The sequence below is a fragment of the Mycobacterium sp. SMC-15 genome, assembly GCF_045310925.1.
GTDB lineage: Bacteria > Actinomycetota > Actinomycetes > Mycobacteriales > Mycobacteriaceae > Mycobacterium.
This window is the reverse complement of the sequence record NZ_JBJIAJ010000012.1, coordinates 160329-182269: the sequence shown is the minus strand read 5'-3', so window position 1 is coordinate 182269 and position 21941 is coordinate 160329. Positions and strand designations below refer to the sequence as shown.

The window sequence follows — 21941 nt, the reverse complement described above, 5'->3', positions numbered from 1 at the left end:
GGCTCTCAGGCCCCCAATCGGGTCAGTAAGTCCGACAACGCCTGCACGGCATCGATTTTCATGGTCAGGTAGTCGTCCGGCTTCGGATCGGTGTCGGCGCTACCGGCTAAAGCCTTGGCTGGCCCCGCCAGGTAGACCCGGTCGAGTCCGGCGGTACGAGCCGCCCCGATGACCGCGGCCGCTTCGGCGCCATAGCGGGCATCGCTGCCACACAGCACCGCCGCACTCGGTGAGCCGGCCTCCGCGACGGCCGCTGCCACCTGCTCGGCGCCCAACGTGCCGGGGTTGATCGCCGCGATGCCACCGGAGGCCAGCAGGTTTGCGGCGAAGGTGGTCCGAACGTTGTGTTCGGCGATCGGCCCCAGCGGCAGCAGCAGCACCTGCGGCCGAGCACCGGTGCGCGCCAGGTAGGCGTCGGAGCGGTCCCGCAACGCCTCGAACTGCGCCGCGTAGCGCCGCAGGCCGGCCGGGGCAGCCTGAGTCGCGGACGGCGGTAGCGGCGACTCATCGAGGTTCGGGTACTCGTTGACCCCGGTGATTGCGCTGCGCCGATGCGCGATCTCCCCGGCCCGAGCGGCGGCCACCGCTGCGATCCGCTCACCGATGTGCTCGCGGGCGGCCTCGAATCCGCCCAGCGCCTCGATCTCCTGGAACTGCCCCCAGGCCTGCTGCGCCAACTGTTCGGTGAGGTCTTCGACGAACCAGGATCCGCCGGCCGGGTCCAGCACCTGACCCAGGTGCGACTCTTCGAGCAGCAGCAGTTGGGTGTTGCGGGCGATCCGCCGGGAGAACGTTGCCGAGGTGCCGGGCTGCCCACCGGGAATCACCGTGTCGAACGGCCACACCAGCACGGTGTCTGCCCCACCGACACCGGCGCCGAAGGCAGCCAGCGTGGTGCGCAGCATGTTCACCCACGGGTCACGCTGCGTCATCATCGCCAGCGACGTCTCGGCGTGGACGACAGCGGCGCCGGCCTCTGGTGCACCGGCGACCTCGGTGACCCGCGCCCAGAGTTGCCGCGCGGCCCGGATCTTGGCGATCGTGATGAACTGGTCATCGTCGGCGGCGATCCGGAAGCTGATCTGGCGTGCAGCGTCGGCCACCGACAGGCCGGCGTCGGTGAGCACCCGCAGGTAGGCCACGGCCGCGGCCAGCCCAGCGGCCAACTCCCCTGACGCGCCGGCGCCCAAGTTGTGCAGGGCCGGGCCGTTGACGGCGATGGCCCGCACCCCCGGGTGGCCGACGGCACGTGTCGCCACCGCGATCACCTCGTCGAGCGACGGTGCCGCACCGTCCGTCAACGGTGCGGTCAGTGGGTCGGCACCCAGATCGACCGACAGGTTGGCGCGGTTCTCCGGGTCGAGCGCGTCGACCAGCGTCAGCATCGTCTCGGCGGCCGTGGTGTAGTCGCCGGCACCCGCGCCGTCGAGCAGCACCGGAACCAGGTCCAGGTAGACATCGTCGAACACTCGCCGCAGTTCAGCGGCCGGCACGCCCGTATCTCCGACCCGCAGGGTCAGCGCGCTGACGCCGTCGGTCAGGGCACCGAGGACGGCGCCATTGGCGTCGGCGGCCGAACCCGGACCGCCGATGGGAAAGACCTCGGCGACCTTCCAGCCGGTGTTGACGTCACGCCGGGCGTCGGCGCCACGCACGTAGGGCCACTGGCCAGGCAACGGCGGCTCCGGCAGGGCGTCCAACGCGGTGTAGAGCGCCCGAACGGCGAATCCGCCCTGTCCCGCCAACCCCTCCACCGGGGTGTCCAGCAGCCGCTCGGGCTCACCGTCGGTCTCGGCGGTGATATCGGCCGGCTCGCGGCGTGCGCTCTTGGCCAGCACCCCGGCCACGGCGGCACGCCAGCGGGCCCGGGCCTGCTGGATGCCGGCGGGTTCGGCGGACACGTCGATGGACACCGGCGACTCCTGTGGTTACTCGCGAGTAGCTGTTGAATCGCTACCCGACATGTGCCAACCAGGCTAAATGATGGCGATCGGCAGGCACGGTTGAGGTGTGCCGAGCGGAGAAACTCCCTCTGCGTGACGCAAAGTGTTAACCCCCGGCCCGTAGTCTTGAGTGCCGTGATGGCCGCCGCGACCCGAATCCCGCGCGTACTGCGTGGCGCCTGGTCGGCATTCATCGCCACCGCACGCCAGGTGGCCCTCCGTCGCCTGGCATGGACGACCGCGGTCGCCGGAAGCCTGATCGCGGTTGCGCTGCTGGTCCCCGTTCCCACCGCCGTACAACTGCGGGACTGGGCGCAGACATTGGGGCCGTGGTTTCCGCTGGCTTTTCTGGTGGCGCACACCGTCGTCACGGTGTTCCCCTTCCCGCGGACCGCGTTCACGCTGGCGGCGGGCTTGCTGTTCGGCCCGTGGCTGGGAGTGCTGCTGGCAGTGGTGGCCAGCGCGCTCAGCGCCGTGGGCGTGCTGGTCCTGATGCGGGTGTTCGGCTGGCAGTTGAGCCGGGTGGCGCGTCATCCGCGGCTCGACTCACTGGACGAGCGCCTTCGCCAGCGCGGATGGCCGGCGGTGATCTCGCTGCGGCTGATTCCGGCGATCCCGTTCTCGGTGATCAACTACGCCGCCGGCGCGTCGGCGGTGCGACTGGTGCCGTACACGGTGGCCACCCTGGTCGGGCTGCTGCCGGGCACGGCCGCGGTGGTGGTGCTCGGCGACGCCCTCACCGGTGAGGTGAGCCCGGTGCTGTTCGCGGTATCGGCGTGCACCGCCGCAGTCGGGGTGGCACTGCTGGCCTACGAGGTCCGCTCCCATCGGGCGAACCGGCCCGAGGCCGGTCGGCAAACCCCCGAGATCGACGCGGCCGAATCGGTGACCATCGGCTGAGCGAGGCGAATCGGCCGATGACGTAACCGGCGAATCAGGCGTACCTTTCAGGCAGTAAGCCGATCTAACGTTAGGGCGTCTGATGCGCAGGTGGCGGCGGCGATCGTCGCATCGAACCGAATCGGCGGCCGTGCTCGCCGACTTGGTTCCGGGCCAGCAGGCCACCATCATCGGTGCCGCAGTGCACGCCCCGCAGGCGGTGGCAAACCGGCTGCGCCAGCTCGGATTCCGTGCGACCGCCCGCGTTGAGGTGATCCGCCGGGCGCCGCTGGGCGATCCCACCATCTACCGCGTGCAGGACACCGAACTGTGTCTGCGGCGGCGGGAGGCCCGGCTGATCGAGATCGACGGCATCGGCGGTGGTCGGCAATGACCGACTGCCACGATGGCACCGCCACCACCGTCGACGTGACATCGGCGCGACGGGTAGCGCTGGTCGGCAGCCCAAACGCCGGCAAGACCAGCGTGTTCAACCACCTGACCGGGTTGCGTGCCAAGACCGGCAACTACCCGGGCGTCACGGTGGGGCGCAGCGTCGGGGTGATGACCGTCGGTGATGTCGATGTGGCGGTCGAAGACTTACCCGGCACCTACAGCCTGGACCCGATCAGTCCGGACGAACAGGTTGTTGCCGACGTGTTGGCCGGCGGAATCAACGGGATCGACCGCCCTGACGCGATCGTGTTGGTCGCCGACGCCACGACGCTACGCCGCTCGATCACCTTGGTGGGCCAGGTACTGCGCCTGGACCTCCCCACAGCGCTGGTACTCACCATGACCGACGAATTATGTTCGCGCCGAGGCGGAATCGACGCGGAAGCTCTCGCGAGCGCGTTGGGAGTTCCGGTCGTTGCCGTTATCGCCAACCGCGGTTCGGGCATAGAGGGCCTGCGCACGCTGTTGGGGTGCAGCGACGCCTGGTCGCGGCCTGCGGTGCTGCCGCCTGAAGAGCCCGAGGCGCTCGACGCCTGGGGCACCTCCGTGCTTACCGCCGCTGACTACGTTTCCCCGCACCAGGATCTGCGGACCGGCCGGATCGACAGGTGGGTGCTGCACCCACTCTGGGGCGTCGTCATCTTCTTTGCGGTCATGTTCGGGTTCTTCCAGATCATCTTCACCCTGGCCGCCCCACTACAGGACCGGATCGCCACTGCCCTCGACTGGCTGGGATCCCAGGTCGACAGCCGGCTCGGCGGCACGGTGCTCGGCGGCGTGATCGGCGACGGTGTCATCGGCGGCGTCGGCACCGTGCTGCAGTTCCTTCCCCAGATTGTGTTGCTGTTCTTGCTGATCGCACTGCTGGAGAACGTCGGCTACATGTCGCGTGCCGCGTTCCTGATGGATCGGGTCATGGCCAGAACCGGGCTGGAGGGGCGCGCGTTCGTGGCGATGCTCTCCTCGTTCGCCTGCGCGGTCCCCGGCATCATGGCAACGCGCACCCTGCCGTCGTCGCGGGATCGGATCGCCACCATCATCAGTGCGCCGTTGATGACGTGCTCAGCGCGACTGCCGGTCTACACCCTGCTCGTCGGGCTCCTGGTGGCACCGCAGACGCGCTGGTGGGGCTTCAGCGCGCAGGGCATCACCATGTTCCTGCTGTACCTGGGCGGCGGCACGTCGGCGCTGCTGGCCGCCTCGTTGTTCAAGTCCACCATTCTGCGCAGCGACCTGCTGCCATTCACCATGGAACTGCCGCCGTACCGATTTCCTTCGCCCACGGCCGTTCTCGTCGCGATGTGGAATGCGGCGAAGATCTTCTTGCGCAAAGCCGGAACCGTCATCTTGGCCACGTCACTGGTGCTGTGGGTGTTGATGAATCTGCCCACCCGCGACGCCGAGACCGCAGCGCTCCCGCCACCCGACGCCAACGCCTACGTGCTGGACCACAGCTACGCCGCCGGGATCGGCAGGGCGATCGAGCCGGTTTTCGCGCCCCTGGGCTTCGACTGGCGTACCGACATTGCGTTGGTCGGGTCGCTGTCGGCGCGGGAGGTGTTCGTGTCCACGCTCGGCCAGGTGTCGGCGGCCACCAACCCCACCACCCCGCATCAGGCCCTGGTGTCGATGACCGACGACAACGGCCGGCCGGTGTTCACCGCACCGACGGTCATCGCGCTGATGGTGTATTTCATGTTCGCGCTGCAGTGCATGTCCACCGTGGCGGTGATGCGCCGGGAGACCAATTCCTGGCGATGGCCGGCCTTCGCGTTTGGCTACATGTTCGTGTTGGCCTGGGTGATGGCATTCGCCGCCCGGTCGATCGCGGCAGGCCTGGGCGCATGATCCCCATGCACGCTGTCGCGACCGAAGACCCGCAACGGGTGCGATGGGTGATCGGCCACGAGCGCATGCCCGCCGCCGGGCGGGTACGGCATGCCCCGGGGCGGCTGGGTGAGTTGCAGGACGACGGCGTGATCGACGAGCTGACGGTGGCCGGGTCGGAGATCGCGATCACGCTGAGCCCCCGCCAGAGTTGGCGAGATCGCGGCGAGGAGATCCGCGTCGCGCTCGCCGACGCGCTCCGGGAGCCGGCCGGGTGGAGTATCGCCCCCATCGAACACGCCGGCGACCTGACGCGGGCGGTCCAGGAACTGCTCGACGGGCCGATCGGCGAGATCGCCGCATCCCACGGCGGGGCGATCGAGCTGGTCGAGGTGACCGGCAACCAGGTGCGGGTGCGGATGTCCGGTGCCTGCCACGGCTGCCCCGCGTCCGAATCGACGCTCTATGACCGGCTGCAATGCGAGCTTCGCCGCCGGTTCGGCGACCAGGTCTCGGTGTCGGTGGACCGCCCGTCGGCTGCCGGGTCCGTCGGCAAGGCCCTGTTGACGTTGTTCACCCGGGCGACGAGTGATCCGGCGTCCCGGCCGCGCCGCGGGTAACCTGCAGAAGATGCCGCCCTTGGCCGACACGTTCAGCCGACTGTTGCGATCGCGACGGCTGATGCGCGCCCCGATCTGGCTGTACCGCGCGCGACTTGGCGGCCTCCTCGGACCGCGCCTGTTGATGCTCGAGCACATCGGACGCAAGACGGGCGCGCGCCGCCGTGTCGTCCTGGAAGTCATCGACCACGCCGCCGGTGACAGCTATGTGGTGGCATCGGGTTTCGGCGACCGCGCCCAATGGTTTCGCAACATCACCGCCAACCCCCGGGTGCGGGTCTACGCCGGGAGCAGGGCGTCGGCTCCGGCTACCGCCAGGGTGTTGGACCAGTCCGAAGCCGACCGCGTGCTGGGCCACTACATCGAAGGCCACCCCCGCGCCTGGGCGAAGTTCAGCGCGGTGCTCGAGCAGACGCTGGGCGAACCGGTGACGCCGCCCAACACAGCACTGCCGATGGTCGAATTACGCTTGGACCGATAGCGCCGCCTCCCCGAGCTGCGCGCCCGACACCGAAACTGCGGAAAACGCATAGGCAAACAACACGACGCCCTCGTTAATCCAGCAACAATTCGGTGAAAAACGGTCCGCAAATAGCAGACCGAAGACTTCACGCCGTTACAGTATTCGTTAGTGCCATGTGCTGGCACAGCACAAATTGGACAGGTGCTCGACGGAGTGAAGGGACCGGATCAATGGCTGATCGGAATGCCGCGGTGCGCAAATATTTGACCGAAATGATCGGCACGTTCGTATTCATGTTCGCTGTGCTCGGCATCGTCTTGTCCGGCACCGAATGCGTAGCCGCCACCGCGCTGGGTATCGGCTCAGTGCTGATGGTCATGGTCTACGCCAGTGGGCACATCTCGGGCGGCCACCTGAACCCGGCCGTCTCAGTGGCCGCCTATTTGCGGGGCGCACTGCCATTGGGTGATCTCGGACCCTACATCGTTGCCCAGTTGGTCGGTGCGCTCGCCGCCTTCGGTGTGGGATTCGGGTTGTGGCACGACAAGTACGCGACCGGAACACTTGATCTGACCGGCACCGTCTGGCCTGCATTCCTGGCCGAATTGGTATTCACATTCGCGCTGTGTTATGTCGTTTTGCACACCGCGACGAGCAAAGACAGTGCCGGCAACAGCTTCTACGGCCTGGCGATCGGATTCGTGGTGACCGTCGGCGTGGTGGCGGTCGGCGCCATTTCCGGCGGCGCGTTCAACCCGGCCATCACCTTCGGCTTGATGCTGTCGGGGATCTTCGCCTGGAAGTTCCTCTGGGTCTACCTGATCGCCCAGCTGCTCGGCGCGGTCGTGGCCGCCTACGCCTACAAGGCGACCAACCTCGACGAGCACACTGCCGCCTCCTCCCGCAGGAGCTAGGAACTACGACTCCAGGGCCCGTACCCCGCCCCCGGCGGTGTGCGGGCCCTGGACCGTCATCGCGGCGAACACCATCAGCAGCAGCACCGCGGGCACGATGTTGGCGACCCGGTTGCGCACCCGCAGGTGGATGCCCAGCGCCCCGGCGAAATACAACGTCAACAACCCGGTGGTGAGCCGGGCGACGCCCGGGAAGCGGAACACCGATGCCAGGCCCAGCGCGGTAGCGGCTTTGGCCACCGGGACCGCCCAGCGGACCTCGGCGGGAATCCGCATGGCATCCATGTTCTTGGCGACATAGGGCACCGGGATCGCCGACGCCACGGCGTCCCCAGCCAGAAACGCGGCCAACGCCACGTAGGTTGGCCGTGCCGTCAGTGCGCTCACGCCAGACCGGGATCGAGCTGCGCCGGCAACACGCCCTCGACGGGCTTCCGCGCATCCGCCTCGGCCTTGGCGACCGCCTGGGCGATCGCCGGATCGGTCTGAGTGGTGAACCAGTCGGCAACTTCCTCACTGTCGTCCTCGGACCGGTGCCGGGGCTCGTCGTCGGGCGACGGCTGATAGCGGAAAACACCGTCTTCACCGGGGGCGCCGAGCAGTTTGGTGAAGCCCTGCAGTGCGGAGCCGAAATCACTGGGCACCACCCACACCTTGTTGGCCTCGCCGCGAGCCATCTCCGGCAGCACCTGCAGATACTGGTAGGCGAGCAGTTCGGGGGTGGGCCGGGCGGCCTTGATCGCCGCGAACGTCTTCTCGATGGCCTTGGCCTGCCCCTGGGCCTGTAGGTAGGCGGCGGCCCGCTCACCCTGGGCGCGCAGCATCGTGGACTGCCGGTCGGCCTCAGCGGCCAGGATCGCCGCCTGCTTGGCGCCCTCGGCGGTGAGGATCTCGGACTGTTTCTGACCCTCGGCCTGCTTGATGGCGGCCTCGCGCTGGCCCTCGGCGGTCAGGATCATGGCCCGCTTCTCGCGGTCGGCCTTCATCTGCTTCTCCATGGACGCCTGGATCGACGGCGGCGGGTCGATGCTGCGCAGCTCCACTCGGGCCACCCGCAGCCCCCACCGGCCGGTCGCCTCGTCGAGCACGCCGCGCAGTTGGCTGTTGATCACCTCACGGGAGGTCAGCGTCTGCTCCAGCGTCATCCCGCCGACCACGTTGCGCAGCGTGGTGGTGGTCAGCTGCTCCACACCGACGATGTAGTTGCTGATCTCATACACCGCGGCTTTGGGGTTGGTGACCTGGAAGTAGACGACGGTGTCGATGTTGAGCGTCAGGTTGTCCTCGGTGATCACCGGTTGCGGCGGGAACGACACCACCCGCTCACGCAGATCGATGCGGGCCCGTACCCGGTCGATGAAGGGGACCAGCAGGGTCAGCTGACCGCTGACGGTGCGGCTGTAGCGGCCCAGCCGTTCGATGACCGCCGCCTCGGCCTGCGGGATCAGCGCGACCGACTTGGCGACCACGATGATCGCGAACACCACCAAAACGGCCAGCAATAGCAGCCCGGTTGTGACGCCTTCCATGACGATTCCTTTCGTTACAGGATCTTGCCGACCACCGCGGTAGCGCCGTCGATGTGCATCACGGTGACCTGCTCACCCGGTTCGAAGACGTCGCCGTCGGTGAGCGGGCGGGCGGTCCACACCTCGCCGTTCAGTTTCACTCGGCCACCGTGCTGTTCGACGCGGTCGAGCACCAGCGCGGTCTTGCCCTGCAGCGCGAGCACCCCGGTTTCGCCGCCGGTGCCGGCCCACAGCCTTCGGCGCAGCGCGGGGCGCACCAATGCCAGCAGCAGCACCGACACCACCAGGAACACCGCGCCGTCGGTCCAGAGCGGCCAGCTGGTCAGGGCGCTGGTTGCCGCCGCCGACAGCGCACCACCGGAGAGCATCAGCAGGAACATGTCACCGGTGAGGGCCTCGGCTCCTGCGAGCCCGAGTGCGAAGACCAACCAGATCAGGGCAGTCGGCATGCGGCCAGGATAGCCCGAGAACCGCGCGAACCTGTGCGGTCCGGCCGGGACAGCGCGGGCAACTACACTGCCTTGCATCATGTGGTGCCCGAGTACTTCCCTGTCGGTGTGGGCCAACGCCTGGCTTGCCGGCCGGGCCGCACCCGATGACGTGCTGGACGCACTATCGGCCTGGGCGCCAGTGCAATCGGTGGCCGCCCACGATGCGGTCGTCGCGAGCAGCATCGGCCTGTCATGGCCGGACGCCTGCGACGGCGGCGCAGCCGCCCTGCTGCAGTTGGTGCGTGGCGCCGGGCTGGCGGCCGCTGGGGACGGCATTCGACCGGTGTTTCCGGTGCCCGGCGACGTCCGTGGACTGCCGGCCGGGACGATCTTTTCCCAGGAGGCGATCCTCGCCGGTGAGGCCGTGCTGATCGGATCGTCGAACGCCTCAGCTCCGATCGGGCTGGTACCGGCGTACTCCGAAGACTCCGACGATGACTACCCCGCCGAGCTGCGCTGGACGGTGTTCCCGCTGACCAGCATGCCGACGACCGAACAGCACGATCTGGGCGACGCCGAGTACTCCTTGCGGTCGGCCGTGCGGACGGCGGCCGAAGCGTTGGGCTCCACCGGTTCGCGCTGGGCCGACTACGGCGTGGAGGACCCGCGGTTGCGCGTGGAGCAGATGATGGAAGCCACGCTCTTGCACCGGATTCCGGATCATGCACCCAGCCGTGCGGTGCGCGTGTTGCAGAGCGCCGCCCACGTCGAGGCGATCATCACCGTCAGCGCCGATCTGCTGACCGCGAGCGCTCAAACATCGACCGCGGTCCAGCGCGCCGTGGATGCGGTGGCGCCGTTGACGACGGTGGTGCGCTCGGCACGCAGCGCCGCCGTGACGGCGATCCTGCACTCGGCCTGGCAGAACTGACCCTCGGCAGCGAGCCGGCTTCGGCCCTATAGCGGCGACCCGCTGGCCGGCACCACGATCGCGGTGCAGTGCGACGACCCGCACGGCGCCCCGTTGACCCCGAATCCGCAGCCCAGCGCGGACGGCCCGGCGATGCGTTCGGGTGCGCTGCCGGTGCGCAGTTCCTCGATCAGGCCGCGGGCCAGACGGGCCAGCCGTCGATCGGCGTTCGGGGTGCCCGCGCGCGCGTAGGCGATCCCGGCCGCCTGCGCCGCAGAGCGGACTTCGTTGTCGAGGTCCCACACCACCTCGATGTTGTCGCTGAGAAAGCCGATCGGACAGACGATCACCGCGCGCACGCCGTTCTCAGCCAGGGCAGCCAGGTGCGCTTCGACGTCGGGCTCCAGCCAGGGCACCTGCGGGGGCCCCGAGCGCGACTGCCACACCTGGTCGTAGTCGTGGTAGCCCGCGGCTGCCGCGACCAGCCTGGTCGCGTAGGCGACCTGGCGGCTGTAAAGCTGTGGGCCGTAGCGCGCGTCGGCGCTCACCGGGATGGAATGCGCGGTGAAAACCAGCCGGGCGGTGTCCCGCAGGCCGGCCGGCAGGCTGTCGGCGGCGGTGGCGATCGCCTCGGCGAACATCGCCACGAACAACGGGTGGTCGAAGTACTGGCGCAGTTTCACCAGTTCCGGTGCCTGCTCCCCCACCGACCGCCGCGCCCGGACGATGTCCTCGGCGTACTGGTCACAGCCCGAATACCCGCCCCAGGCCGAGGTCGCGAAAACCGCGGCGCGCCGGACACCGTCGGCCGCCATCGCCGCGACGACGTCCTCGGCGTACGGCTCCCAGTTGCGGTTGCCGAAATATACTGGCAGACCCGGCATTTCGGCACGCAATGCGTCGGCCAGCGCGCGGTTGATCCCGTTGATCGGCGACACGCCACCGAAATGCAGGTAGTGCTCGGCGACCGCGTCGAGCCGGGCCGCCGGCACCCCACGTCCCCGGGTGACGTTCTCCAGGAACGGCCGAACCTGCTCCGGGCCTTCGGGTCCCCCGAAAGACAGCAGCAGGACGGCGTCTAGCTCCATTTAGAGCAACTGGGTGTGAGCGCCACCGTCGGCGTAGACGACCGTTCCGGTGGTGGACGGCAGCCAGTCGGACATCAGCGCACAGACGGTCTTGGCCACCGGCGTCGGGTCCTTCATGTCCCAGCCGATCGGGGCCCGCTGATCCCAGCCCTCCTCCAGCAGCCGGATCTGCTCGCCGGCGCCCTCGCCCAGGGCACCGCCCACGATGGCACTCATCGCCAGGGTCCGGATCGGGCCGGCCGCAACCAGATTCGACCGCACACCGACCTTTCCGGCCTCGCGCGCCACGAACCGGTTCACCGATTCCAGGGCACTCTTGGCCACCGTCATCCAGTTGTAGGCGGGCATCGCCCGCGTCGGGTCGAAGTCCATGCCGACGATTCCGCCGCCGGGGTTCATGATCGGCAGCACCGCTTTGGCCAGCGAGGCGTAGGAGTACGCCGAGATGTGGATGCCCTTGGCGACGTCTTCGTAGGGGGCGTCGAAGAACGGGTTGATGCCCATGCCGGTCTGCGGCATGAAGCCGATGGAGTGCACCACGCCGTCGAGCTTGTTGCCCTCGCCGATCACCTCGGTGACACGCTCGGCCAGCGAGCCCAGGTGCTCCTCGTTCTGCACGTCGAGTTCGAGCAGCGGCGCCGGCTCCGGCAGCCGGTCGATGATGCGCTGGATCAGCCGCAGCCGGTCGAAGCCGGTACACACCAGCTGCGCGCCGGCCTCCTGCGCCACCTTGGCGATGTGGAACGCGATCGAGGAGTCGGTGATGATCCCGGTGACCAGGATCCGCTTGCCTTCGAGAATGCCTGCCATGAAAAGTCCCCTATCTTGAAACTGAACGAGTCGCTAGTGGCCCATGCCCATGCCGCCGTCGACGGGGATGACCGCGCCGGCGATGTAGCTCGCGTCCTCAGACGCCAGGAAGCTGACCGCACCGGCGACCTCCTCGGCGGTACCTACCCGCTTGGCCGGGATGAAGTCCAGCGCGCCCTCCTGGATCCGCTCATCGAGGGCCCGGGTCATCTCGGTGTCGATGTAGCCCGGCGCAACGACGTTCGCGGTGACACCGGCCTTGGACAACTCACGAGAGATCGAGCGGGCCATGCCGATCAGCCCCGCCTTGGCCGCCGCATAGTTGGCCTGGTTGCCGATCCCCCACATGCCCGAGACCGATCCGATGTAGATGATCCGGCCGAAGCGCTTGCGCTGCATGCTGCGCGACGCCCGCTGGGTGACCCGGAAAGCGCCGGTCAGGTTGGCGTTGATGACCTCTTCGAAACGCTCCTCGGTCATCCGCATCAAGAACGCGTCTTTGGAGATACCGGCGTTAGCCACCAGCACCTCCACCGGGCCCTGGTGCTCTTCGACCTCTTTGAACGCCCGGTCGACGGCGTCGTTGTCGGTGACATCGCACACCACCCCGAACAGTCCCTCGGGGGCACCGGATCCGCGGTGCGTCACCGCCACCTTGTGGCCGTCGGCGGCCAGTCGCTGTGCGATCGCCAGCCCGATGCCCCGGTTTCCACCGGTGACGAGGACCGAACGGGACACAAATGCGGGCTTTCCTGCGGGGGCTTCGCTGTCTGTCACCGGCATAACCTATCGAATCGACACGTTGACTCTGCGCTGAGGGCGCGGGCTACTCGCACTTTTGCGCCGTGAGCGCAGAGTCAACGGGTGGGGTGGGACCTACGCGGGTAGACGGCGGTTCAGCAGCAGCGCCGCCAACCCCGCCAGCGCCAGGATGAACGCTCCCAGCCGCAGCCAGCCGGTGCTCGCGTCGCCGCGAATGGTCTCGAAGCCGATCTGGTCCTGCAGCGTGGAGTACACCTCTTTGAGCTGCTGCAGGCTGGACGCGGTGTAGGCGCTGCCGCCGGACAGATCGGCGATCTTCTTCAGCGAATCGTCGTCGACCGGCACCGGCTGACGCTGCTCGTTGATCTCGACGTAGCCGTAGGCCGTGCCGAACGAGATCGTCGAGACCGGCACGCCCTGGTCCTTGGCGGTGCGAGCCGCGGTGAACGCCCCCTTGGGATTGTCGGGGTTGGACGGCACCGTCTCCTTACCGTCGGAGAGCAGCACAATGCGGGCCGGTGGCGGGGTGTCGCCGCCGCCGATGACGGCGCCCACGGTGGCGATCGCCTGCAATGCGGTGAAGATGCCCTCACCGGTGGCGGTGCGGTCCGCCAGTTGCAGCTTGTCGATCGCGGCCTTGGTCGCGTCGCGGTTGGTGGTCGGCGAGGTCAGCACTGTCGCGGTGCCGGCGTAGGCGATCAGGCCCAGGTTGATGCCCGCGGTCAGTTCGTCGGCGAACTGCTTGCCGGCTTCCTGCGCGGCCGCCAGCCGGCTGGGCGCCACATCGGTGGCCCGCATCGACTGGGAGACGTCGATCACCAGCATCACCACCGCGCGGTTGCGCGGGATCCGGACATCGTGGGTGGGGCCGGCCATCGCGACGGTGAACAGCAGCAACGAGGTGATCAGCAGGATCGCCGACAGGTGCCGCCAGCGCGTCGGCGATTTGGGCGCCACGCTCTCCAGCAGCTCCATATTGGCGAACCGCAGGATCCGCCGATGCCGCGCCACCTGCATGAGGATGTAGAGCGCGACCAGGCCCAGGATCACGAACAGGAACAGAAAGAACCACGGGTGCGCGAAGCCCGTCAGCGTCATCGGCCCAAGCAGCGGCAATGTCATAGCAGACCTGTCTGTTTACGGGTCGAGTTCACGGCATCCCCGCCAGCGCGCCGCGCCGGCGTGACTCGACGAATCGGACGATGTCGGCGATCCAGTCCCGGTCGGTCCGCAATCCCAGCATCGGCGCACCGCAGCTGCGCAACGCGCGCGCGACGTCGGCGCGGTGGGCCACCGCGGCCCGGGCGAAATCGTCGCGCAGCTTGGCGTCGATGGTGAATTCGCGGGTGATCCCGGATTCGGTGTCCTGCAGCACCACGTCGCCGACGTCGGGCAACTCGACGTCACGCGGGTCGAGGATCTCGATGCCCAGCACCTCATGGCGGGCGGCGATCGCTCGCAGCGGGCGCATCCAGTTGATCGGTCCGAGGAAGTCGCTGATGATGACCGCCATCCCCCGCCGGCGTTCGGGCCTGCGCAGCGCGTCGATGGCCGCCGCCAGGTCGCCCCGCACCCCGACGGGGGCCCGCGGAATGGTGGCGATGGTGCGCAGCAGGGTCTGCTCATGGTTGCGCCCGGAGCGGGCCGGGACCCGCACGACGCGCTCACCGTTGGCCACCAGTGCGCCCAGCCGGTTCCCGCCGCCGCTGTTGAGGTAGACGATGGCCGAGGCCGCCGCCACCGCCAGGTCACGCTTCTCGCAGGTGGCGGTGCCGAAATCCATGCTGGCCGACATGTCGACCACCAGCCAGGTCTCCAGCTCGCGGTCGGCGATCATCTGGCGGACGTGCGGATGGGTGGTGCGGGCCGTGACCGACCAGTCCATCCGGCGCACGTCATCGCCGGGCTGGTACAGCCGGGACTCGCCGGGCTCGGAGCCCGGGCCGGGGATCAAGCCGAGATGGTCCCCGTGCAGCACCCCGTCGAGCTTGCGCTTGACCGTCAGCTCCAGGGTCCGCAGCGCCGCGGCCAGCTTGGGGTCGCGGATTCCTCCGCGCAGCATCGACGGCGGTGCGGTACTGGTTCCGGGCGCCTGAGACGTTTCAGCCCCGGTGTCGGGGTCGCTCACCGACCGCCGGCCACTGCCGCCGCGGTCGGGGCACCCGGTGCCGACGAATGCTGTTGCTGCGGAACGGCGTTCACCTGGGGCAGCGGCACCGTCTGCAGCACCCGGTTGATGACGATCTCCGAGGTGATCTCGTCGGCGAGGGCGTCGTAGGACAGCACCAGGCGGTGGCGCAGCACGTCCGGGATCACCTCGATGACGTCCTGCGGGATCACATAGTCGCGACCCCGCACCAGGGCCAGCGCCCGGGACGCGGAGATGATGCCCAGCGAGGCACGCGGCGACGCACCGAACGACAGCCAGTTCTTCACGTCCGGCATGCCGAACTGTTCGGGGTGGCGCGTGGCCGTGATCACCCGGACGACGTAGTCCACCAGGGCGTGGTGCACGAAGTTGTTGGCCGCCAGCGTCTGCAGTCGCACCAGGTCGCCGGTGCCGAGGATCTGCTTGGGCTCCGGCGGGGTGACGCCCATCCGGTAGATGATCTCGCGCTCTTCTTCGGGCGAGGGGTAGCTGACGTTGATCTTGAACAGGAAGCGGTCGCGCTGCGCCTCGGGCAGCGGGTAGACGCCCTCGTGCTCAATCGGGTTCTGGGTGGCCATCACCAGGAACGGGTTGGGCAGCGCGAAGCTCTTGCCACCGATGGAGACCTTGCGCTCCTGCATGACCTCCAGCAGCGCCGACTGCACCTTGGCCGGTGCACGGTTGATCTCGTCGGCCAGCAGGAAGTTGGTCATCACCGGACCGAGCTCGGTGTCGAACTCCTCGCGGCCCTGCCGGTAGATGCGGGTACCGATGATGTCCGTCGGCACCAGGTCCGGGGTGAACTGGATGCGCGCGAAGGACCCGCCGACCACCTTGGCGAAGGTCTCCACGGCCAGGGTCTTGGCGACGCCGGGCACGCCTTCGAGCAGCACGTGGCCCTTGGCCAGCAGGCCGACCAGGATGCGCTCGACGAGCTGGTCCTGGCCGACGATGACGCGCTTGACCTCAAAGATGGCCCGCTCCAGCGCGTGTACGTCGGCGGCGAGCCCGCTACCGCCGACTGTGCCTGTCTCGGCACCGGCCGAGCCGGGGAAACCGCTGGCGCCCGCGGGCGTCCCATCCGATGACGTCATCGACAAATCCTCCACAAAGGTCGGTCAGACACAACTGCTTGCACGGCGCACGGCCGAGGGGCAGCGTTGTGCCCTCGTTTCACTATTCCAGGGTTAGCAGCATCCGTCGACGTAAGGCCCGTCCCGAATGCGTCAGTACTCAATGATCCGGGTCAGATACGGCGTCATCCCCGACGTCCGCACCGGGCTGACGACTACCTTCCCGGCGCTGCCCGAGGCCTCCAGCATCTTGCCGCCGCCCAGGTACATGGTGACGTGCTGGCCACCGCCGGGGCCGTAGAACATCAGGTCGCCGCGGCGGGCCTGATTGGGCGGAATGTGCCGGCCGGCGTTGTACTGGTCACCGGAGAATCGCGGGATGAGCACGCCGACGCCGGCGAAGGCGTAACGCATCAGGCCCGAGCAGTCGAAACCGACCGTGCCCGCCCCGGAGTCGACACCCTTGCTGGGACCGGTCAGCGAACCGCCGCCCCAGGAGTAGGGCACGCCCATCTGCGCGCCACCGCGGCGGATCACGTACTCGATGGCCTGCTTGCCGTGCACCCGCTGGCCGGGTGACACGTTGCCGGCGGCTTCATCGCCCACGTTGAACCCGAGGCCGGACAGGAACTTGCGGCCCAGGTCCATCGTGGTCTGGGTGGCATTGGCGGTGGCCTGCAGCGACGCGTTGGCGATCGCCAACGGGTCACCGGGCGCCCCGGCGCTGATCGTCGCAGGCAGGGTGGGGTCCCACCCCGGGTCCGCCTCGGCCGGTCCGGCCAGGCCCACCATCACCGGGATCGCCACCAGCAGCGACCCGATGAGGCGCGAAAGACGTAATGAACTCAGTTGCATTGCACCGCCGTCAGTATTCGATGTATCGGACTACGTAAGGCGTCATGCCGCTCTTGCGTACCGGTGACACCTTCACCGTTTGGCCCACGTCCGGGGCCTCCAGCATCAGACCGTTGCCGAGGTAGAGCGTCACGTGCTGGCTACCACCGGGTCCGTAGAAGATGACGTCGCCGCGACGCGCCATTGCCGACGGGATCTGGCGCCCCATCTTGTACTGCGAACCCGAGTAGTGCGGCAGCTTGATGCCGACCCCGGCGAAGGCGTAGAGGATCAGCCCGGAGCAGTCGAATCCGACGGTGCCCGAACCGGAGCCGATCCCGCGGCCGGGCCCCGCAGCGGTGCCCCCACCCCAGGAGTAGGGCACGCCGCGCTGCGAAAGGGCACGCCGGATCACGTATTCGGAGGCCTGCCTGCCGTAGACCCGCGGAATCTTGCCGTTGTTGATGCCGGTGTCGTCGGGGCGGGCCAGCCCGATCGACTGCAGGAACTTCTGGCCGAGATTCGCCGTCACCTGCGCCGAGGTCTGGGAAATCCCGAGCACCTGGTTGATGACGGCGATCGGGTCACCGGGCACGTCGGCGCTGGGGATCATCGGCAGGGTCGGGTCCCAGGGACCGTCCCACTTCGCGGGCTCCTTGGCGGCCACCGGACCGGCGGCGGGTCCGGTGGGGTTCCCCCACCGATCACCGCCTGCGGGACCGGCCGGCGCTGGCCCCTGCTGGGGCTGATCGTGGCCGCGGGCGGCGGCGAGTTTGGCCTGCGCCTCGTTGCGTCGTGCGGCCAGCCTGTCGATCTCGCCCTGCTGTTCGCCGAACTTGCGCTGGGTATCGGTGAGCGCGGCCACCGCGGCGTCCTGGCTGGACTGTGCGTCGGCGACGGCCTGGTCGGCCTTCTGCTTGGCCCACCGGGCGGCCGACTCCTTGTTCAGCTGTTCGGTGCGGGCTCGCTTGAGGCCGTCCAGCGCCTGCTGGGAGGAGAGCGCCAAGGTTTGCCCGGCCGCAGCCGTGGCGATCATGTCCGAGGGGTTTGCCGCGGTCAGGTAACTGTCCGAGGGCCCGTTGACGTAGGTCGACGCGGCGAACGTGTTGAACCGGCGCTGTGCGACGGCGATCGCGGCATCGGCGTCGACGATCGCCTGCCGACCGGCCTCCACCTCGTGCTGGGCGGCGGCCGCGTCCTCGCGGGCAGTCTGCAGATCCACCAGGGCCTTGTTGACCCCTTCCTTCTCCTCGGCGATCTGCGCGCCCAGGTTCTGCAGCTGCTGGTTGGCGTCGGCGACGTCGGCGATCAGCGCGGCGATGCCGTCGGGGTCCTGCCCGGGTAGGGCCGTCGCCAGTCCCGGGGTGCCCAGCAGCATCGCGGCGCTGAGCACCGACACCGTCGCGGGTTGGGCCAACCGGGTCGCCAGTCGGAAAACAGAGCCATCGGAGCCACAGCGCATGCGTCTCATTCGGCTTGGATCTCCTCGGACTCTCAGCAGGCGGCGCCGCGCTTCGGCCGGTGGCAAAAGCACAGAAACAACAGTTACAACAGCTGCGCCTTTTGAGACCATACGTCACATCAGTCACTGGAGAAACGTTCGTAACAAACTACGTTTGTGTAATTAAGCCGGTTGTGACCATTCGGTGACCTAATTATTTGCGGCAGCCCACAACTGGGCGACAATTGATCGCCCAGTTTCCGGGTTTTCGGAGGTAAGGCCGCTAGTTCGCGACGTCGGAGCGCTCGGCAGCCCGTTTGCTGCGTCGCTGCAGGAAGCGGGTGCCGACGGCCGCCGCCGCCACCCCGACCAGCAGCACCACCGTCAGGCCCGTCCAGGGCAGATCCGGGGTGGTCAATTCATGCAGGAAATTCTGCGCCGAGGTCACCGGATCGCCGGTTTTGGCGTGATCCTCGGCAGCCTCCAGCTTGGACCGGTGAAACTGGCCGCTATAGCTGCCGACATAGTTACTACTGACGACCAGGACGGTCGAATCCGGATAGTCGTAGCCGACCACGGTGGCGACGTCACGCAGCGCGGTGTCCATCCCGGGGTTTCGGGCGACCTCGACGATCTTGAGGTCGATGCCGTCGCGGCCCGCCTGGGCCACCACCTCGCGCAGCGCCGGCACATCGGCCGCCGGTGCGCTCACCCCGTCGGCGGCGACGGCAACCTTGACCAGCGCCATGCAGTCGTCGGGCGGAGTGGCCGGGTCGAGGCCGACGGTGATGCAGAGCTCGCCAGGAATGTAGGCCGGCGGGTGCTGGATCGTCACGGTTGATGACGGTATCAACCCCGGCCAAGTGAGGTGAACCTTACTTTATACAGGACAATCGTACTGTTAGGGTTATGTCGCCCGTCGGCGCGGACCCGTCGATGGATGAGAACTCGATCTCGGGAGTTGAAGTGACCAGCACAGATTCGGTGAATTCGTTCGGAGCCCGCGACACCCTGACCGTGGGTGACACGAACTATGAGATCTTCCGCCTCGATGCCGTCCCCGGCACCGAGAAACTCCCCTACAGCCTCAAGGTGCTGGCCGAGAACCTGCTGCGCACCGAGGACGGCGCGAACATCACCAAAGATCACATCAACGCGATCGCCAACTGGGACCCGTCCGCCGAGCCGAGCATCGAGATCCAGTTCACCCCGGCGCGGGTGATCATGCAGGACTTCACCGGTGTGCCCTGCGTCGTCGACCTGGCCACCATGCGTGAGGCCGTCACCGCCCTGGGCGGCGACCCCAACAAGGTCAACCCGCTCTCGCCCGCCGAGATGGTCATCGACCACTCCGTGATCCTCGACGTTTTCGGCACCGCCGACGCCTTCGAGCGCAACGTCGAGCTGGAGTACCAGCGCAACGCCGAGCGCTACCAGTTCCTGCGTTGGGGCCAAGGCGCTTTCGACGACTTCAAGGTCGTCCCGCCGGGCACCGGCATCGTGCACCAGGTCAACATCGAGTACCTGGCCCGCACCGTGATGGTGCGCAACGGCCAGGCCTACCCCGACACCTGTGTGGGCACCGACAGCCACACCACCATGCAGAACGGCCTGGGTGTGCTGGGCTGGGGCGTCGGCGGTATCGAGGCCGAGGCGGCCATGCTGGGCCAGCCGGTGTCGATGCTGATCCCCCGGGTCGTCGGCTTCAAGCTGACCGGCGAGATCCAGCCGGGCGTCACCGCCACCGACGTGGTGCTCACCGTCACCGACATGCTGCGCAAGCACGGCGTGGTCGGCAAGTTCGTCGAGTTCTACGGCAAGGGCGTGGCCGAGGTGCCGCTGGCCAACCGCGCCACCCTGGGCAACATGAGCCCCGAGTTCGGCTCGACCTGCGCGATCTTCCCGATCGACGAAGAGACCATCAACTACCTGCGCCTGACCGGCCGCACCGACGAGCAGCTCGCGCTGGTCGAGGCCTACGCCAAGACCCAGGGCATGTGGCACAACCCGGACCGCGAGCCGGCCTTCTCCGAGTACCTGGAGCTGGACCTGTCCACCGTGGTCCCGTCGATCGCCGGACCGAAGCGTCCGCAGGACCGGATCCTGTTGTCGGAGAGCAAGATCGCCTTCCGCAAGGACATCCACAACTACGTCGAAGAGCAGCTCCCGACGCCGCACACCCAGCTCGACGAGGCCATCGAGGAGTCCTTCCCGGCCTCCGACCCGGCCAAGCTGAGCTTCGCCGACGACGGTGCGGTGGACGTGCAGTCCGCCGCCAACGGCTCCGACGGCCGGCCGAGCAAGCCGATCCGCGTCAAGGGCGAGCGCGGCGAATTCATCCTCGACCACGGCGCCGTCGCCGTCGCGGGTATCACCTCGTGCACCAACACGTCCAACCCGTCGGTGATGATCGGCGCGGCCCTGCTGGCGCGCAACGCCGTCGAGAAGGGCCTGTCGTCCAAGCCGTGGGTGAAGACCAACATGGCCCCGGGCAGCCAGGTCGTCACCGACTACTACGAGAAGGCCGGCCTGTGGCCCTACCTGGAGAAGCTCGGCTTCTACCTGGGCGGTTACGGCTGCACCACCTGTATCGGTAACACCGGCCCGCTGCCCGAGGAGATCTCCAAGGCGGTCAACGAGGAAGACCTGACCGTCACCGCGGTGCTCTCGGGTAACCGCAACTTCGAGGGCCGCATCTCCCCCGACGTCAAGATGAACTACCTGGCATCCCCGCCGCTGGTGATCGCCTACGCACTGGCCGGCACCATGGACTTCGACTTCGAAACCGATTCCCTGGGCAAGGACACCGACGGCAACGACGTCTTCCTGCGCGACATCTGGCCGTCGGCCCAGGAGATCGACGACACCATCAAGTCCGCGATCAACCAGGACATGTTCCGCAAGTCCTACGCCGACGTGTTCAAGGGCGACGACAACTGGCGCAACCTGCCGACCCCGGACGGTGACACCTTCGCCTGGGACGAGGCGTCGACCTACGTGCGCAAGGCCCCGTACTTCGACGGCATGGGAATGGAGCCCGAGCCGGTCTCCGACATCAAGGGCGCTCGGGTGATGGCGCTGCTGGGCGACTCGGTCACCACCGACCACATCAGCCCGGCCGGCCCGATCAAGCCCGGCACCCCGGCGGCGGACTACCTGGACGCCCACGGTGTGGCGCGCAAGGACTACAACTCGCTGGGCAGCCGTCGCGGCAACCACGAGGTCATGGTCCGCGGCACCTTCGCCAACATCCGCCTGCAGAATCGGGTGCTCGACACCATCGGCCTCGAAGGCACCCAGGGCGGCTACACCCGGGACTTCACCCAGGAGGGTGGCCCGCAGGAGTTCATCTACAACGCCTGCATGAACTACCAGAAGGCCGGCATCCCGCTGGTCGTGCTGGGCGGCAAGGAATACGGCTCGGGCTCGTCGCGTGACTGGGCGGCCAAGGGCACCACGCTGCTGGGCGTCAAGGCCGTCATCACCGAGTCCTTCGAGCGCATCCACCGTTCGAACCTGATCGGCATGGGCGTGATCCCGCTGCAGTTCCCGGCCGGCGAGACCGCCAAGACGCTGGGCCTGGACGGCACCGAGACCTTCGACATCGTCGGTATCGAAGAACTCAACGCTGGCAAGACGCCGAAGACGGTCAAGGTCACCGCCACCAAGGAAAGTGGAGAGAAGGTCGAGTTCGACGCGGTGGTGCGCATCGACACCCCCGGCGAGGCCGACTACTACCGCAACGGCGGCATCCTGCAGTACGTGCTGCGCAACATGCTGAAGTCGTCCAAGACCGCGTAGACAGCGATCAC

At 68.1% G+C, this 21941-nt stretch carries 21 protein-coding genes; 8 read left to right on the top strand and 13 right to left on the bottom strand.

What is annotated here, in order from left to right; all coding sequences use genetic code 11:
• Window positions 1-5 precede the first annotated feature (5 nt).
• Window positions 6-1913: a methylmalonyl-CoA mutase small subunit gene (mutA, locus tag ACJH71_RS18185; protein ID WP_406759365.1), complete on the bottom strand. Its 1908-nt coding sequence runs from the start codon at window positions 1911-1913 to the stop codon at window positions 6-8.
• Window positions 1914-2081: 168 nt separating this feature from the next.
• On the opposite strand from mutA, the gene ACJH71_RS18180 reads away from it, so the two are divergent.
• The 6 genes from ACJH71_RS18180 (at window position 2082) to ACJH71_RS18155 (ending at window position 7102) form a co-directional block, all read left to right on the top strand.
• On the top strand, window positions 2082-2843 hold the full coding sequence (locus ACJH71_RS18180) for a TVP38/TMEM64 family protein (protein WP_406759394.1): 762 nt from the start codon (window positions 2082-2084) through the stop codon (window positions 2841-2843).
• A gap of 82 nt (window positions 2844-2925) precedes the next feature.
• Window positions 2926-3216 carry a ferrous iron transport protein A gene (locus ACJH71_RS18175; protein WP_406759364.1) on the top strand — a complete coding sequence of 97 codons (291 nt, stop codon included), beginning with the start codon at window positions 2926-2928 and terminating at the stop codon, window positions 3214-3216.
• Complete coding sequence (locus ACJH71_RS18170) at window positions 3213-5126, top strand: ferrous iron transporter B (protein ID WP_406759363.1); 1914 nt, start codon at window positions 3213-3215, stop codon at window positions 5124-5126. The genes ACJH71_RS18175 and ACJH71_RS18170 overlap by 4 nt, the downstream gene beginning before the upstream one ends.
• Window positions 5123-5725 (top strand): NifU family protein, encoded by a 603-nt coding sequence (locus tag ACJH71_RS18165; protein WP_406759362.1) that lies wholly within the window; start codon window positions 5123-5125, stop codon window positions 5723-5725. Before ACJH71_RS18170 ends, ACJH71_RS18165 begins: the two co-directional genes overlap by 4 nt.
• Before the next feature lie 10 nt (window positions 5726-5735).
• Complete coding sequence (locus ACJH71_RS18160) at window positions 5736-6206, top strand: nitroreductase family deazaflavin-dependent oxidoreductase (RefSeq protein ID WP_406759361.1); 471 nt, start codon at window positions 5736-5738, stop codon at window positions 6204-6206.
• Window positions 6207-6418: 212 nt separating this feature from the next.
• A complete protein-coding gene (locus ACJH71_RS18155) occupies window positions 6419-7102 on the top strand; it encodes an MIP/aquaporin family protein (RefSeq protein ID WP_406759360.1) in 684 nt (227 codons plus the stop codon).
• Window positions 7103-7105: 3 nt separating this feature from the next.
• On the opposite strand, the gene ACJH71_RS18150 is transcribed toward ACJH71_RS18155, so the two are convergent.
• From ACJH71_RS18150 to ACJH71_RS18140, 3 genes are read right to left on the bottom strand one after another with little or no spacing between them, the layout of a single operon-like run.
• Complete coding sequence (locus tag ACJH71_RS18150) at window positions 7106-7489, bottom strand: DoxX family protein (RefSeq protein WP_406759359.1); 384 nt, start codon at window positions 7487-7489, stop codon at window positions 7106-7108.
• Window positions 7486-8631, bottom strand: coding sequence for an SPFH domain-containing protein (locus tag ACJH71_RS18145; RefSeq protein ID WP_406759358.1), 1146 nt, complete (start codon window positions 8629-8631; stop codon window positions 7486-7488). Before ACJH71_RS18145 ends, ACJH71_RS18150 begins: the two co-directional genes overlap by 4 nt.
• A 14-nt stretch (window positions 8632-8645) precedes the next feature.
• Window positions 8646-9080, bottom strand: coding sequence for an NfeD family protein (locus ACJH71_RS18140; protein ID WP_406759357.1), 435 nt, complete (start codon window positions 9078-9080; stop codon window positions 8646-8648).
• Between the two features lie 79 nt (window positions 9081-9159).
• Between ACJH71_RS18140 and ACJH71_RS18135 the strand changes: the two genes are divergently transcribed.
• A complete protein-coding gene (locus ACJH71_RS18135) occupies window positions 9160-9993 on the top strand; it encodes a hypothetical protein (protein ID WP_406759356.1) in 834 nt (277 codons plus the stop codon).
• Window positions 9994-10019: 26 nt separating this feature from the next.
• Here ACJH71_RS18135 and ACJH71_RS18130 read toward each other — a convergent pair whose 3' ends face one another.
• The 9 genes from ACJH71_RS18130 to ACJH71_RS18090 form a co-directional block, all read right to left on the bottom strand.
• Window positions 10020-11060, bottom strand: coding sequence for a ferrochelatase (locus ACJH71_RS18130; RefSeq protein ID WP_406759355.1), 1041 nt, complete (start codon window positions 11058-11060; stop codon window positions 10020-10022).
• Window positions 11061-11870, bottom strand: a complete 810-nt coding sequence (inhA, locus tag ACJH71_RS18125; RefSeq protein WP_067973144.1) for an NADH-dependent enoyl-ACP reductase InhA — start codon at window positions 11868-11870, stop codon at window positions 11061-11063. It abuts the gene before it with no gap.
• A gap of 33 nt (window positions 11871-11903) precedes the next feature.
• A complete protein-coding gene (gene fabG1 / locus ACJH71_RS18120; protein ID WP_046282986.1) occupies window positions 11904-12653 on the bottom strand; it encodes a 3-oxoacyl-ACP reductase FabG1 in 750 nt (249 codons plus the stop codon).
• Window positions 12654-12746: 93 nt separating this feature from the next.
• On the bottom strand, window positions 12747-13754 hold the full coding sequence (locus ACJH71_RS18115) for a VWA domain-containing protein (protein ID WP_308483267.1): 1008 nt from the start codon (window positions 13752-13754) through the stop codon (window positions 12747-12749).
• Between the two features lie 28 nt (window positions 13755-13782).
• Window positions 13783-14694 (bottom strand): DUF58 domain-containing protein, encoded by a 912-nt coding sequence (locus tag ACJH71_RS18110; RefSeq protein ID WP_406759393.1) that lies wholly within the window; start codon window positions 14692-14694, stop codon window positions 13783-13785.
• Between the two features lie 62 nt (window positions 14695-14756).
• Window positions 14757-15875: a MoxR family ATPase gene (locus ACJH71_RS18105; RefSeq protein ID WP_308483268.1), complete on the bottom strand. Its 1119-nt coding sequence runs from the start codon at window positions 15873-15875 to the stop codon at window positions 14757-14759.
• A 132-nt stretch (window positions 15876-16007) separates the two neighbouring features.
• Complete coding sequence (gene ripB, locus ACJH71_RS18100; protein WP_406759354.1) at window positions 16008-16709, bottom strand: NlpC/P60 family peptidoglycan endopeptidase RipB; 702 nt, start codon at window positions 16707-16709, stop codon at window positions 16008-16010.
• A 10-nt stretch (window positions 16710-16719) separates the two neighbouring features.
• Window positions 16720-18150, bottom strand: a complete 1431-nt coding sequence (gene ripA, locus ACJH71_RS18095; RefSeq protein WP_406759392.1) for an NlpC/P60 family peptidoglycan endopeptidase RipA — start codon at window positions 18148-18150, stop codon at window positions 16720-16722.
• Window positions 18151-18412: 262 nt separating this feature from the next.
• Complete coding sequence (locus ACJH71_RS18090; protein ID WP_406759353.1) at window positions 18413-18964, bottom strand: DUF6676 family protein; 552 nt, start codon at window positions 18962-18964, stop codon at window positions 18413-18415.
• A gap of 131 nt (window positions 18965-19095) precedes the next feature.
• Here ACJH71_RS18090 and acnA point away from each other — a divergent pair, with 131 nt between their 5' ends.
• The gene (acnA, locus tag ACJH71_RS18085) at window positions 19096-21930 is read left to right on the top strand and encodes an aconitate hydratase AcnA (protein ID WP_406759352.1); all 2835 of its coding nucleotides are present in this window, start codon (window positions 19096-19098) and stop codon (window positions 21928-21930) included.
• The last annotated feature ends 11 nt before the right edge of the window (window positions 21931-21941 follow it).